This window comes from Stenotrophomonas sepilia (assembly GCF_003244875.1).
Lineage (GTDB): Bacteria > Pseudomonadota > Gammaproteobacteria > Xanthomonadales > Xanthomonadaceae > Stenotrophomonas > Stenotrophomonas sepilia.
In genome coordinates, this window is record NZ_LXXZ01000067.1 from 29,022 (window position 1) to 43,048 (window position 14,027).

A 14,027-nucleotide genomic window follows, 5' to 3' on the forward strand; every position below is an offset into this window, starting at 1 on the left:
CGCCGCCGTCATCCGTAGCCCCGTACCATGGCGTGCGTTGCCGCCTGATCCATCAACCTGAATCATGAATCCCGCCGCACGCCGCCATTGCCTGCCGTTGTCCATCCTGCTGCTGTCGCCCTGGGCGGCCGTGGCCGGGCCCGCACCGACCGCCCTGCCGAGCGTGCAGGTGCAGGCAGCGCGGGTGCCGGGCATCGACCCGCTCGCGTTGCCGGCCAGCCTGGACACGGTCTGGATCGACGCCGGCCGCGCCGGCGCCGGCGCACAGCTGTCCGAGGCGCTGGCCGGGGTCCCGGGCCTGGTCGCCCGTGACCGCCAGAACTTCGCGCAGGACACCCAGCTGTCGATCCGTGGCTTTGGTGCGCGCTCGACCTTCGGTGTGCGTGGGGTGCGGGTGTTGATCGACGGGGTGCCGGCGACCATGCCCGACGGACAGGGCCAGCTGTCGCATGCCAGCCTGCTCGGTGCCGAACGGATCGACGTGCTGCGCGGACCGTTCTCGGCGCTGTACGGCAATTCCTCCGGCGGCGTGCTGCAGGTCTGGAGCGCACAGGGCCAGGCCGGCGACCCGTGGCGGTTGCGCGTGAACGCGGGTGCCGACAACACGCTCAGCGTCGGCGCGCAACTGAAGGGTGCCGGCCGTGTTCTGGATTACAACATCGCCGCCAATCACTTCCGCACTGAGGGCTGGCGCGACCACAGCCGTGCCCGCCGCGAATCGCTCGCTGCGCGTATCGGTGGCGATCTCGGCGGGGGGCGGCTGGAGCTGCTGCTCAATGCCTTCGATGCCCCCGATGCGCAGGACCCGCTGGGCCTGAGCCCTACCCAGGTGGCGGCCGATCCGCGCCAGGCCACCGCCGTGGCGCACCAGTACAACACCCGCAAATCGGTGCGCCAGCAGCAGGCCGGCCTGCGCTGGACCCGTGAAACCGGGGCGCAGCGCTGGCAGCTGATGGGCTATGCCGGCCAGCGCGCGGTACGCCAGTACCTGCCGATCCCGCCGGCAGCTCAGACCAACAGCCCGTTGCATGCCGGCGGGGTGATCGACCTGGAGGGCGGCTATGGCGGGCTGGACGCGCGCTGGGGCTGGCACGGCGACCTCGCCGGCCGACCGCTGGATCTGGTGGCCGGGCTCAGCGCCGACCGCCAGCGCCAGCATCGCACCGGCTACGAGAACTTCATCGGCAGCGCTCTCGGCGTGCGTGGGCGGCTGCGCAGAGACCAGATCGACACCGTGCAGAACGTCGATCAGTTCGCCCAGGCGTGGTGGCAGTGGAGTCCACGCTGGTCATTGCTGGCTGGCGTGCGTCGCAGCGCCGTGCGCTTCGAATCCGACGATCGTTACATCACCGCCCGCAACCCGGACGACAGCGGCCACCGCCGCTACCAGGCCACCACGCCGGTGGCCGGGATCAGCTTCGAGGCCAGCCCGCAGTGGCGACTGCACGCGGCGGTGGGCCGTGGCTTCGAGACGCCCACCTTCAACGAGCTGGGGTATCGCGCCGACGGCCAGGCGGGACTGGCGCTGGATCTGGCGGCGGCGCGCAGCCGCAGCCTGGAGGTGGGCAGCAAATGGCATGCACAGGACGGAACCCAGCTCGATATCAGCCTGTTCCGCGCAGATACCGACGATGAGTTGACAGTTGCCAGCAACATCGGCGGACGCAGCACCTATCGCAACATCGGCCGCACCCGCCGCCAGGGCGTGGAACTGCGCTACCGGCAGCCGTTGGCAGAGCAGTTGGAACTGCAGGTGGCCTGGACCTGGCTGCAGGCGCAGGTGCGTGCGCCGTACCTGACCTCGAACACCTGGGTTTCCGCCGGCAGCCGCCTGCCCGGGGTACCGCGCCAGCAGGCGTTTGCCCGGCTGCAGTGGACCCCGGCCGACTGGCAGTGGGCGCTGGAGGCCGCCGCCAGCACCGATACCCTGGTCAACGACGTGGCCACGGAGCGGGCGCCGGGCTACGCGTTGCTGAACCTGGAGGCCGGTCGTTTCTGGACACTGCCAGGTGGCGAGCTGCGCGCCTTCGCCCGGCTGGAGAACGTGCTGGACCAGGCCTACATCGGCTCGGTGATCGTCAACGACGGCAACGGGCGCTTCTACGAACCGGGACCGGGACGGCGAGCCAACGTCGGCCTGCAATGGTCGTGGCGCTGAAAGGGGTAGTGCCGGCCGCTGGCCGGCATCGCGCCGTGCACGACGTCAGGAGGTTGCCGGCCAGCGGCCGGCACTACCCGTAAATCGGGGGCCCTGGCCGGCATCGCGCCGCGCAGGGCGTCAGGGGGTTGCCGGCCAGGGGCCGGCACTACCCGTCAGTCGGGCGCCTTGGCTGGTACGAACGGCGAGGTCGGGTCGCTGGCCGGGAAGGTCTCCTCCAGCGCCTCGTCCTGGTTGTCGCTGGCGCGCTGCTTGCGTTCGCGACGCTTGAGCGGGCTTTCCTGGCCGCCGCGATGGCGGTCGCCGCCATCCTTGCGGTCCTGGGCGGCCTGTTCAGCCTCGTGCTTCACCGGCAGATGGTCGCCACCGTGCTCGGCGTCGTAGAAAGGTGCGCCGGTGCCGCGGTAGTCGGCATTGTCGGCATCGCGCTTGCCGCGCTGTTCACCGGGAATGGGCGGGTGGTTTTCCCGCAACGGGTCTCGGGAATTCTCTCGGCTCATGGTCTGGCTACCTGCGCTCGGGGCTCCCACTACACCGCGCCACAGGTAAAGCCGCCGCGAACCCGGCGTCATGAACATCTCGCTCACCCCCCGGTAACGGCACCGCGCGTATTCCTGCCCACCCGCCCCCGCTGCAGGAGCCGGTCATGCCCCGTCTTGAACGACCCGCACCGTCCGTGTTCAACGCCCTGCTCGATCCGCTCGGCCAGCGCACCGCACAACGCCGCACGCGCCGCCATGAAGATCCGCAGGCGGTGGCGCAGGACTACCTGCAGTACATGCTCAGCGACTACGAAGAGCGTCGCGGGCAGAACCACCGCAACTGGCGCGATCTATGCCCGGTCTATGCCTTCGCATTGACCACCCACGCTGCGGACTGGCCGCGCGGTGACGCCGCGGATACCTGTGAGGAACTGGCCGAACACTGGGAACAGATGCGCGGGCAGTCGCGGTTGAGCTGGTCGCAGGCACGGCCGGTGGTGGAAGACGCTTGGCGCGCGCTGGATCATATTCCTGCGGCGGCGGTGAGGCCGTTGCTGCAGTAGTGCCGGCCGCTGGCCGGTAACCTCAGGAAACTTCAGGCCGCGAGCTCTGCCGGCCCGCAGCCGGCACTGCCGTTCTCCGTAGAACCCACGTGCACGGTATCGACACGGGTGGTTTACACCGCCCATCCGAAGCTGGATGCCCTGCCCCGCCAAAGGTACGCCCATGGCCCGCCCGATCTGGACCGGCACGCTGTCGTTTGGCCTGCTCAACGTGCCGGTGTCGCTGATGTCAGGCGAACGCAAGGTCGATCTGCAGTTCCGCATGCTCGACTCCCGCGACCGCAAGCCGATCCGCTTCGAGCGGGTCAACGCCGATACCGGCGAGGAAGTGCCATGGAAGGACATCGTCAAAGCCTATGAGTACGACAAGGGCAGCTATGTCGTGCTGGAGGAAGGCGATATCCGGTCTGCGGCACCGGAAAGCCACGAAGCGGTGGAGGTGGAATCGTTCGTGGATGCCGCGCAGATCGACCCGCGCTACTACGAGAAACCCTACCTGCTGGTGCCCGGCAAGAAGGCCGAAAAGGGCTACGTACTGCTGCGCGAGACATTGCGCAGTACCGGCAAGGTGGGCATCGCCCGGGTGGTGGTGCGTACCCGCGAATACCTGTGCGCGGTGATGCCGCATGCGGACGCGCTGGTGCTGATGATCCTGCGCTATCCGCAGGAACTGGTGGATCCCGAAGATTACAAACTGCCCACCGGAAAGCTCGCCGATTACCGCATCAGCAGCAGGGAAACGGCGATGGCCGAGCAGTTGATCGAGTCGATGTCCGGTGATTGGGATCCGTCGCAGTACCACGACGAATTCCGCGAGCGCCTGCAGCAGGTGCTGAACAAGCGCATCAAGTCCAAGGGCGGTACCACACGGGTGGAGGATGAACCTGCACCGCGTGAGGACGCCAGCACCAACGTGGTCGATTTCATGGCACTGCTGCAGAAGAGCCTGGATGCGAACAAGCGGACGCCGGCAAAGAAGGCCGCGGCGCGCAAGGCAGCCGCAAAGCCGACGGTAAAGAAAGCCGCAAAGAAGACAACGAAGAAGGCTGCAAAGAAGTCCGCACCCCGGCGCAAGGCAGGCTGAGCCATGTCGCTGCACCAGTACCGGCGCAAGCGCCGGCTCGGCGGTGGCGCCGGGCAGACACCGGAACCTGACGACACGCCCGCACACGGCAACCCGAAGCGGCGGCCGATCTTTGTCATACAGCTGCACCATGCCACTTCGCGGCACTATGACTTCCGCCTTGAGATGGACGGTGTGCTGAAAAGCTGGGCGGTGCCGAAGGGTCCTTCGCTTCGCGTTGGTGACAAGCGGCTGGCCGTGGAAGTGGAAGACCATCCGCTGTCCTACGCCGGCTTCGAAGGAGATATTCCCGAAGGCCACTATGGCGCTGGCCACGTCGAGGTCTTCGATCACGGCACATGGGCCTGCGAAGGCGATCCACTGCAGGCACTGGCAGCGGGAAAGATCGACTTCGTGCTGCATGGGCAACGCCTGGCCGGCGGCTGGAAGCTGGTGCGCACAGCGATGAAGGGACGCCAGGTGCAGTGGCTGTTGATCAAACGCGACGACGAGGAAGCGCGCGATGCCGAAGCAGATGATCTGCTCCAATCCCCCATGCCGAAACGCACATCCGCAGTGAGCAAGCGCACGGTGGGCAAGTCAACGCGCGCCGCACCGGCTGCACGATCGGCGACCCGCAAGGCCGATGCGCGTTGGCATGCGCGAGCGCTGAACCTGGATGGCGCGCGTGACACGCCCTACCCGCGCGCCTTCAAGCCACAGTTGACCGATCATCGCGACAATGCACCGGACGGCGAGCGCTGGTTGCATGAGATCAAGTGGGATGGCTATCGCCTGCTGGCCGATCTGCACGAAGGCAAGGTGACGCTGCGCTCCCGCAACGGCCTGGATTGGACCGGTGATTTCCCCGAGGTGGTACAGGCCGTGCAGGCACTGCCGGTGCGGGATGCGCGCCTGGACGGCGAGCTGGTGGTGCTGGACAAGCAGGGGCGCAGCGACTTCGCCGCGCTGCAGCGTGTGATCGACGGGAGTTCGAAGCAACCGTTGCGCTACATCGTGTTCGATCTGCCGGGTGTGGCCGGCGTGGACATCAGTCGTTCACCGCTGCTGGAGCGCAAGGCGCTGCTGAAGGATCTCATCGGACCCACGCCCGGAACCCTGGCCTTCAGCGAGCACGTGATCGACCATGGCCCGCAGGTATTCGATGCCAGCGGGAAGGCGGGATTCGAAGGCATCGTCAGCAAGCAGGTGGATGCGCTCTACGTGAACACCCGTGCACGCAGCTGGGTGAAGGTGAAGCATGAAGACACCGACGAGTTCGCGATTGTCGGCTACACGGCACCGAAGGGCTCCCGGGTAGGGTTCGGCTCGCTGCTTCTCGCCACGCCGGACAACGGCGGATTGCGCTATGTGGGGCGGGTCGGCACCGGCTTCGACGACGAGAGCTTGCGCGCGCTGCACAAGGCGCTGCAGCCGTTGGCGGTGAAGACGCCTGTGCTGCAGCTGCCGGCGCATGTGCCGTTCCGCGCCGCCAGCGTTCGCTGGGTGAAGCCGGTGACGGTGGCGGAAGTGGCCTTCCGTGGCTGGGGCAAGGAAGGCCTGCTGCGCCAGGCCAGTTTCAAGCGGCTGCGCATCGACAAGCAGAAGGAGGACCTGGGAGTGGCCATATCGAGTGCTGAAGCCGGGGGCGAGGTCCAGATAACCCATCCGGAGCGGGTGGTGTTCCCAAGGCAGAAGCTCAGCAAGGGCGATGTGGCGGACTACTACCAGCGCATGGCGCGCTGGATTCTGCCCGAAATTGCCGGGCGGCCCTTGTCACTGCTGCGCTGCCCGGATGGCGTGGGCAAGGACTGCTTCTTCCAGAAGCACCATGGCCCCGGCCTGGGGGATGCCGTGCACGCGGTGCCCCTGCAGCAGAAGAGCGGCCGCGAGGACTACGTCTACATCGACGATGTGCGGGGCCTGCTGCAACTGGTGCAGATGAACACCCTGGAGCTGCATCCGTGGGGCGCGACCGTGGCCGATCCCGAGCACCCGGATCGCCTGGTGTTCGATCTCGATCCCGGTGAAGGGGTGGGCTGGGCGGAGGTGAAAGCCGCTGCGCGTGATGTCCGTGACCACCTGCAGGAAGTCGGCCTGAAGAGTTTCGTGCGGCTGTCCGGTGGCAAGGGCGTGCACGTGGTGGTGCCGCTGCGGCCCAAGGCCGACTGGGAACAGGCCAAGGCGTTCTGTGAGGCGTTCGCCCGGGCGATGGCGGAGCGGGCGCCGGACCGCTACGTGGCCACAATGAGCAAGGCCAAGCGTGGCGGCGTCATTTTCATCGACTGGCTGCGCAATACGCGGGGTGCCACCAGTGTGTGTTCGTGGTCGTTGCGTGCGCGCGATTCCGCCGGTGTGGCAGTACCGCTGCGCTGGGATGAACTGGCTCGTATCAGTGCCGCCGACGCATTTTCCATGGGCAAGGCGCTGGCGCGCGCGAAGCGCCTGAAGGCGGACCCTTGGCACGGCATCGCGCGGCTGAAGCAGACGTTGCCGCGCATGGACCTGTAGAGCCGAGCCTATGCTCGGCTGCCTGTGCCGATGTGCATGAAAGCCGAGCACGGGCTCGGCTCTACAGGGGCGGCATCACCTTGGATCGCGCGAGGGACGACGGCCGAACCACCAGCCGGCCAGCAGTTGCAACGGCAGTGACGCCAGCAGTGAAATGACGAACCAGAACGGGAAATCCGCACCCGCCGTCCACATGGCGTAGCCACAGCCCAGCGCGACCAGCGACCAGATCGAGAAGCCGTGCGATCGCGGCCAGCAGGGCGCGTAATAGGTGGCAAAGGAAACCCCGGCGATGCCACCGAGCACGCTGAAGGTGAGATCCCAGCCCAGCTGCACGCTGTTGTTGTCCGGCGACAGGCCCAGCAACGGTGGCAGCCAGCTGGCGACGCTGCTGACCAGCGCAAGCGACAGCACGCCGCCGATCAGGGCGACGATGGACAGGAACAGGGTCTTGAGCAGGGCGGGCATGCGCGCATTGTACGGCGGCCACAGAGTGCCCGCGTTGCCGGCCAGCGGCCGGCACTACCGATGAATCGGCATGGCCGCCGCGTCCGTGGGAGAGGGGGACGGAGCGACGGCGGCCATGCACAGGCGGTCAGGCAGCGAAGTCGAGCACCACGCGGCCTTCGATGGTGCCCGCATGCATGCGCGCGAACACGTCGTTGATGTTTTCCAGGCGGTCGGTGCTGACCGTGGCCGCGACCTTGCCGTCGGCGGCGAACTGCAGCGATTCCTGCAGGTCCAGGCGGGTACCGACGATCGAGCCGCGCACGGTGATGCCGTTGAGCACCATGCCGAAGATGTCCAGCGGGAAGTTGCCGGGCGGCAGGCCATTGAGCGAGACAGTGCCGCCACGGCGCACCATGCCCAGCGCCTGCTCGAACGCCTTCGGCGATACCGCGGTGACCAGTGCACCGTGGGCGCCGCCGATTTCCTTCCTGAGGAACGCGGCCGGGTCGGTGGTGCGCGCGTTGACGGTGACCTGCGCGCCCAGCTGGCGGGCCAGTGCCAGCTTGGTGTCGTCCACGTCCACCGCGGCCACGTTCAGGCCCATCGCGCGGGCGTACTGCACGGCCATGTGGCCCAGGCCACCGATGCCGGAAATCGCCACCCAGTCACCGGGCTTGGTGTCGGTGACCTTCAGTCCCTTGTAGACGGTCACGCCGGCGCACAGCACTGGCGCGATCTCGACGAAGCCCACGTCCTTCGGAAGCAGGCCGACATAGTTGGCATCGGCCAGTGCGTACTCGGCGAAGCCGCCGTTGACCGAGTAGCCGGTGTTGCGCTGCGTCTCGCACAGCGTTTCCCAGCCACCCAGGCAGTGTTCGCAATGACCACACGCCGAGTACAACCAGGGGATGCCGACCCTGTCGCCTTCCTTGACGTGCCCTACCCCGCCTCCCACGGCCACGACGTGCCCCACGCCCTCGTGGCCGGGGATGAACGGCGGGTTCGGTTTCACCGGCCAGTCGCCCTCGGCGGCGTGCAGGTCGGTGTGGCAGACGCCACAAGCCTCGATCTTGACCAGTACCTCGCCCGCCCCCGGGCGCGGTACCGAGACTTCCTCGATCACCAGTGGCTTGCCGAACTCACGCACGACAGCGGCCTTCATGGTGGAATTCATGTTCGGATCTCCGTAGTGCGCTTGCCCACAGAATGACGCCGGCGCGAGACCGGCGCTTTGATCACGATCAAACCTTTGAAGATCCGCGAAGCAGGTTCAGCTGGCCAGCACCGAGGCCTCGCGGGCCAGGCGCTCGATGGCGTCCCAGTCGCGGGTCTGCAGCAGCGCCGGGGTGGTCAGCCACGAACCGCCCACGCACAGCACGTTGGGCAGGTGCAGGAACTGCGGCGCGGTCTGCGCGCTGATACCGCCGGTCGGGCAGAAGCGCACATCGGCGAACGGGCCGTGCCAGGCGGCCAGCAGCGCGGCGCCGCCGGCCTGCACGGCCGGGAAGAACTTGAAGGTGTCCGCGCCGTGCTCCAGGCCCTGGATCAGGTCCGAAGCGGTGGCAGCACCGGGCAGGTACGGCAGGTCGGCATCACGCGCGGCCGCATACAGTGCCGGCGTGGCACCGGGGGAAACGGCAAAACGCGCACCGGCCTGCTTCGCCGCCTGCATCTGCGCGGCGTTGAGTACGGTGCCGGCACCGATCACCGCGTCCGGCACGGCCTCGACCATGGCCTTGATCGCATCCAGCGCCTGCGGCGTGCGCAGGGTCACCTCGATCACCGGCAGCCCGCCACGGAACAGCGCCTGGGCCACTTCGACCGCTTCATTCACATCTTCGGGGGTGTACACCGGGATCACCGGTGCCAGCTTCAACAGCGCGCGCAGGCGCGGATCAGCGCTGGACATCGTCTTGCTCCTTGCCCGCCAGGGCATCGCGGATGCTGCCGGTGCCGGCAGCGCAGCGGCGCATGATGCCATGCGGACCGCGACGGTGCCCTGCTCCGCACCGCGCCGGATTCAGGCCGGGTCGGCCTGCAGCGCCTGGATGCGGCGCTGGTACCAGTCGCCACCGAGCGGATCGAACACCGCCGAGCGCTCCATCTGCGCCTCGTACACGTGTACCGAGATCGCCAGTGCCTCATCGCTGGCATTGCGCAGGGTGTGGTACTCATGCGGGGGGATCAGGCTGCCGGCACTGCCGCAGCCCCCGCGCAGCGCGGCGTGGCGGCGGAAGCGCCAGCGCTCGCCGGCGCACTCCAGCAGCTCGTAGCGGGTGATCTCCAGCTCGCCCAACCACACGCCCTCCACACACCACATGGCATCGTGGTCGTGCAGCGGCGTGCCCTGCCCTGGGCCCCAGCTCATGGCAATCACGCTGTAGCCGTGTTCGCGGCTGTGGTACAGCGGACGTCGCGCGTAGTGATCGCTGACCGGCCGATGCACGCATTCGGGCAACTCGATGCGGCTGTCGGTTATGGCTTCCTGCAGCGCCAGCTGCAGGTCGGTCGTGATGCGCTCGGGATCACCGGAGCTCATCGCCGCGTCGACTGCGGCGATCAACCGGTCGCGGCCGCGGAATGGCGGAAACGGAGAAGTCTGCAGGTCCATGCCTCGAATGTAGCGGAGCATGGTTAAGGGAATGTTGGCGTTCGCGCGCGGCGCGTCCGCATTCAAGGTGAATACGCGCGGAAGAACGATTCAGATGCAGACGCAGTAGAGCGATCACAATGGAACCTTGCGCAGCAGAACCTGTCGAACACGACACGATTCAGATCCGCTGCGACATTCCGCAACTTCGCGCCCGACGGGCGCAAGGCTAGAATTCTCCGACTTACCTGGTTCTATACATGTCAGTGCGAACTATTAGCGATGCCGCGGTGCCGGCATCGAAGGGCAAGGCTGCCACGATCAACGACATCGCACGACTGTCGGGAGTTTCCAAGAAAACGGTTTCAAGAATCATCAACAACTCGCCGCTGGTGCGCAAGGACACCCGCGACAAGGTCGAGGCGTTGATGCGCGAGGTCGGTTACGTGCCCGATCCTCTCGCGCGCGGGCTGGCATTCCGCCGCTCCTTCCTGATCGGCCTGGTGTATGACGACCCGGGTGCCCAATGCATTGTCGACCTGCAGCACGGCGCGCTGGACGCGCTGCGCGGCACTGGCTATGAGCTGGTGGTGCACCCCTGCGACAGCCAGGATCCGGAATGCCCGCAGGGCGTGCGCCGTTTCGTGCAGCAGCAGAAGCTGCACGGCGTGATCCTGGGGCCGCGTGCGTCCGAATCGGCTGCGCTGGCGCAGATGCTCGATGACATCGACTGTCGCTACGTGCGCATCAACGCGCATGCCTCGGAGGATGAGAACCATGCCGTGGTCACCCATGACCGCGATGGTGCTGCCGCTGCGGCGGGCTACCTGCTTTCGCTTGGCCACCGCGACATTGCGGTGATCGCCGGACCGGGTGACCGGCGTGCCGCGCGCGAACGGACGCATGGTTTCCTTGATCGGCTGGCGCAGGTCGGCCTGACCCTGCCCGGCGAGCGCGTGCTGGAAGCGGGCGACACCTTCGAGTCCGGCGTGCATGCCGCCGAACGGCTGCTGATGGGCGAGCAACGCCCCAGTGCGATTTTCGCCGGCAACGACGAAATCGCCGCAGGCGTGTACCAGGTGGCATTGCGTGCAGGCATCGCGGTGCCGCAGCAGTTGTCGATCGTCAGCTACGACGACAGCCCGTTGGCATCGCGGCTGTGGCCGCCGCTGACGTCGGTGCGGCGCCACGTTTCCGACATCGGCCGCACCGCCGCCGCCATGCTGGTCCAGGCCGACGTGCCCGACGCACCGACCGCGGCCAGCGTGCATCCGCAGTTGATGGTGCGCGGTTCCTGCCGGGCCGTGGATGGCTGAGTGTCCTGCCCTCGCCTGCGCCGCTGCAGTGGCGCAGGCAGGCAACAACGAAAGCGGCGCACCCAGGTGCGCCGTTTTCAGTGCAAAGCCGTGCGCGTTGTGTGCTTACACGTCGCCGCCGTCGGCCCAGCCTTCGCCGGTGCCCTTCTGGAACACGCGGTCGTCGCCCTGCACTTCACCGGCCGGCAGATGCGCCTGGTTGGCCAGTGCCGCGTAGATCGGGGTGAAGTCCGGCGAGGTCGCCTGCATGAGCTGTTCGAAGCTGTCGATGACGAAGTAGGTCTTCTGGAAGGTGTCGATGCGGTACTTCGTGCGCATGATCCGCTGCAGGTCGAAGCCGATGCGGTTGGGCGCGGCCGATTCCAGCGAGTACAGCGACTCGCCCTTCGACGACACAATGCCGGCACCGTAGATGCGCAGGCCCTCGGGCGTGTCGATCAGGCCGAACTCCACGGTGTACCAGTACAGGCGGGTCAGGTTCTGCAGCGCATCCGGACCGATCGCATGCGCTTTGACGCCGCCGCGGCCGTACGCCTCCATGTAGTCGGCGAACACCGGGTTCATCAGCAGCGGCACGTGGCCGAACAGATCGTGGAACAGGTCCGGTTCGGCGATGTAGTCGATCTGGTCCGGGCGGCGGATCCACCAGGTCACCGGAAAACGGCGGTTGGCCAGATGGTCGAAGAAATCCAGTTCCGGCAACAGGCCTTCAACCCCGACCAGGGTCCAGCCGGTGGCCGCGCCGAGCACTTCGTTGAGTTGGTCGAAGCGCGGAATCATGTGTGCGCTCATGCCCATTTCGTCCTGCGCATCCAGGAACTCCTGGCAGGCACGGCCGACCAGCAGCTCGCGCTGGCGCTGGTACAGCGTGCTCCAGGTTGCGTGGTCGTCGGCGCTGTAGGTGTCCCATGGCTGCTCGACGAGCGCGGTGGTATACACCGGCACGTAGCCCTTGTCGGTCTGCTGGTGTTCGACGCGGCGGGGCTGGGCGAGGTCCATGCGGCACTCCTGGATGGGATACCCACGATGCTAGGGCAGGGGACGCGCAACAGGGTTGCAAAAGTTGCGCCGATTGGCCTTGTTGGCGCAATATCCTTGCGTACTCACCATGTTGCGGGGCAACAATGGCCGGAGAAGTCCAGTTCGATCGCACGGATATACGCCTGCTGGCCGAAATCCAGCGGGATGGGCGCGCCACCAACGCCGAACTGGCGGCGCGGGTGAATCTCTCGCCTTCGGCCTGCCTGCGGCGGTTGCAGCGGCTGGAAAGCGAGGGCGTAATCGTCGGCTATGGCGCGCGGCTGGAGCCACGGCAGCTGCGGCTGGGCCTGCAGGCCTTCGTGCGCGTGCAGCTGGAAAAGCACGACCAGGCCGCCATCGGCCACTTCGTGGACAGCGTGCAGGCGTGGGACGAGGTGGTGGCCTGCCACGCGCTGACCGGCGACATGGACTACCTGCTGCACGTGTACGTGCGCGACCTGGAGCACTTCTCGCGCTTCCTGCTGGACCGGCTGCTCAATGCCGGTGGCGTGGCCGATGCCAATTCCAGCTTCGTGCTGCGCACGGTGAAGGGCTTCCAGGCGTTGCCGCTGTCGCAGCTGGAGTCCTGAGCGACCACCGGGCGGGCCCGGTGGCCTGGCTTCAATGGATCAGCACTTGTCCTTGCGGCCCATCAGCTTGCCCAGGCGCGAGGCTTCCTCGCACTTCGGCGCGGCCACCGGTGCCGGTGCGGCTGCTGCGGCGCGCGCGCGCTGCAGCTGCTGGATCTTCGCGCGGATCTGCGGCATCGCTGCCATCGCGGCCTTTTCGCCTTCCAGGATCGCGGTGCCACGCTGGCTGAAATCGGCGGCACCGATGTCCAGCACCTTCGGGCGGATGACGATGTCGGCGCGCGCCAGTTCCTGCTCGCCCAGGCGCTGGCCCATGATCGAGATGGACTGGTTGACGATGCCCAGCATGTCGGTCGGCGCCTTGCCGCTGGCCTTGCTGGAGATGTCGACGGCGATCACGAAGTCGGCGCCGAGCTGGCGGGCAGCGTCCACCGGTACCGGGCTGACCACGCCACCGTCGATGTAGCTGCGGCCGCCGATCTTCACCGGCTCGAACACACCGGGAATGCTGCTCGACGCGCGCACGGCCTGGCCGACATTGCCGCGCACGAAGATTGCGCGCTCGCCGGTTTCCAGCTGGGTGGCGACGGCGGCGAACGGCTTTTTCAGGCGCTCGGCAGGACGGTTGGCAACCTGTTCGTTGACGTAGTCCTGCAGCTTCTGGCCCTGCACCAGGCCACCGGAGAACAGGCGAACGTCGCGGATGCTGGCTTCATCAAGCGCCACGGCCCTGCTCTGCATCTGGAAGGCATCCATGCCGCTGGCATACAGGGCGCCGACCACGCTGCCGGCGCTGGTGCCGGCGACCACGGCCGGCTCGAAGCCGTTGGCCTCCAGCATCTTGATCACGCCGATATGGGCAAAGCCTTTGGCCGCGCCGCCGCCCAGGGCGATGCCGATCTTCACCGGCTTGGCCTGTGGGACCACGGTCGGCGCCGGCGGCGGCGTGGGGCGGACCGGGTCGCCACCGCAGCCGGCCAGCAGGCCGATCAGGGCGACAGACAGCAGCATGCGGGGGCGGAACAGGCTCATCGGCAGTGCGCGCACGGCGCCGGATTCAGGAAAGGGCGCCAGCATACCGAAGCTGCGGCGGGGCGGGCAGGGTGGGAAATATCGCCCATTCATAAAGGTAGTGCCGGCCGTTGGCCGGCAACCATAGGGGAAACCTGGCAACGGTCCATGGGGCTGCCGGCCCGCGGCCGGCACTACCGGGATGCGCGCCAAGGTCCATGAGGCTGCCGGCCAGCGGCCGGCACTACCGGGATGCGCGCCAAGGTCCATGAG

The 14,027-nt window shown here is 67.4% G+C and carries 13 protein-coding genes; 6 read left to right on the forward strand and 7 right to left on the reverse strand.

Features of this window, described 5'->3' with window-relative positions; translation table 11 throughout:
* The first annotated feature begins 64 nt into the window (after positions 1-64).
* On the forward strand, positions 65-2,158 hold the full coding sequence (locus A7X97_RS14195; RefSeq protein ID WP_111008083.1) for a TonB-dependent receptor family protein: 2,094 nt from the start codon (positions 65-67) through the stop codon (positions 2,156-2,158).
* Between the two features lie 155 nt (positions 2,159-2,313).
* Here the strand turns inward: A7X97_RS14195 and A7X97_RS14200 are convergent, their stop codons facing one another.
* Positions 2,314-2,658 (reverse strand): hypothetical protein, encoded by a 345-nt coding sequence (locus tag A7X97_RS14200; protein WP_053496719.1) that lies wholly within the window; start codon positions 2,656-2,658, stop codon positions 2,314-2,316.
* A gap of 146 nt (positions 2,659-2,804) precedes the next feature.
* On the opposite strand from A7X97_RS14200, the gene A7X97_RS14205 reads away from it, so the two are divergent.
* The 3 genes from A7X97_RS14205 (at position 2,805) to ligD (ending at position 6,777) form a co-directional block, all read left to right on the forward strand.
* On the forward strand, positions 2,805-3,203 hold the full coding sequence (locus A7X97_RS14205) for a hypothetical protein (protein WP_032954739.1): 399 nt from the start codon (positions 2,805-2,807) through the stop codon (positions 3,201-3,203).
* 163 nt (positions 3,204-3,366) lie between these two features.
* Entirely contained in the window at positions 3,367-4,287 is a 921-nt protein-coding gene (gene ku, locus A7X97_RS14210; RefSeq protein ID WP_072168779.1) for a non-homologous end joining protein Ku, read from the forward strand.
* Positions 4,288-4,290: 3 nt separating this feature from the next.
* Positions 4,291-6,777, forward strand: coding sequence for a DNA ligase D (gene ligD / locus A7X97_RS14215; protein ID WP_072168780.1), 2,487 nt, complete (start codon positions 4,291-4,293; stop codon positions 6,775-6,777).
* A gap of 75 nt (positions 6,778-6,852) precedes the next feature.
* Here the strand turns inward: ligD and A7X97_RS14220 are convergent, their stop codons facing one another.
* From A7X97_RS14220 to A7X97_RS14235, 4 genes are all read right to left on the reverse strand, one after another.
* On the reverse strand, positions 6,853-7,245 hold the full coding sequence (locus tag A7X97_RS14220) for a hypothetical protein (RefSeq protein WP_072168781.1): 393 nt from the start codon (positions 7,243-7,245) through the stop codon (positions 6,853-6,855).
* 127 nt (positions 7,246-7,372) lie between these two features.
* Complete coding sequence (adhP, locus tag A7X97_RS14225) at positions 7,373-8,401, reverse strand: alcohol dehydrogenase AdhP (RefSeq protein WP_072168782.1); 1,029 nt, start codon at positions 8,399-8,401, stop codon at positions 7,373-7,375.
* 96 nt (positions 8,402-8,497) lie between these two features.
* The gene (gene eda, locus A7X97_RS14230) at positions 8,498-9,136 is read right to left on the reverse strand and encodes a bifunctional 4-hydroxy-2-oxoglutarate aldolase/2-dehydro-3-deoxy-phosphogluconate aldolase (protein ID WP_065186797.1); all 639 of its coding nucleotides are present in this window, start codon (positions 9,134-9,136) and stop codon (positions 8,498-8,500) included.
* Between the two features lie 111 nt (positions 9,137-9,247).
* Positions 9,248-9,838, reverse strand: a complete 591-nt coding sequence (locus tag A7X97_RS14235) for a cysteine dioxygenase family protein (protein ID WP_061480460.1) — start codon at positions 9,836-9,838, stop codon at positions 9,248-9,250.
* Positions 9,839-10,077: 239 nt separating this feature from the next.
* Here A7X97_RS14235 and A7X97_RS14240 point away from each other — a divergent pair, with 239 nt between their 5' ends.
* Positions 10,078-11,133, forward strand: a complete 1,056-nt coding sequence (locus A7X97_RS14240) for a LacI family DNA-binding transcriptional regulator (RefSeq protein WP_072168783.1) — start codon at positions 10,078-10,080, stop codon at positions 11,131-11,133.
* Positions 11,134-11,238: 105 nt separating this feature from the next.
* Here the strand turns inward: A7X97_RS14240 and phhA are convergent, their stop codons facing one another.
* A complete protein-coding gene (phhA, locus tag A7X97_RS14245) occupies positions 11,239-12,132 on the reverse strand; it encodes a phenylalanine 4-monooxygenase (protein ID WP_053496712.1) in 894 nt (297 codons plus the stop codon).
* Between the two features lie 125 nt (positions 12,133-12,257).
* Between phhA and A7X97_RS14250 the strand changes: the two genes are divergently transcribed.
* A complete protein-coding gene (locus A7X97_RS14250) occupies positions 12,258-12,743 on the forward strand; it encodes an Lrp/AsnC family transcriptional regulator (RefSeq protein ID WP_005411782.1) in 486 nt (161 codons plus the stop codon).
* Between the two features lie 39 nt (positions 12,744-12,782).
* Here A7X97_RS14250 and A7X97_RS14255 read toward each other — a convergent pair whose 3' ends face one another.
* Positions 12,783-13,775, reverse strand: coding sequence for a patatin-like phospholipase family protein (locus tag A7X97_RS14255; RefSeq protein WP_088497219.1), 993 nt, complete (start codon positions 13,773-13,775; stop codon positions 12,783-12,785).
* Between the last annotated feature and the right edge of the window lie 252 nt (positions 13,776-14,027).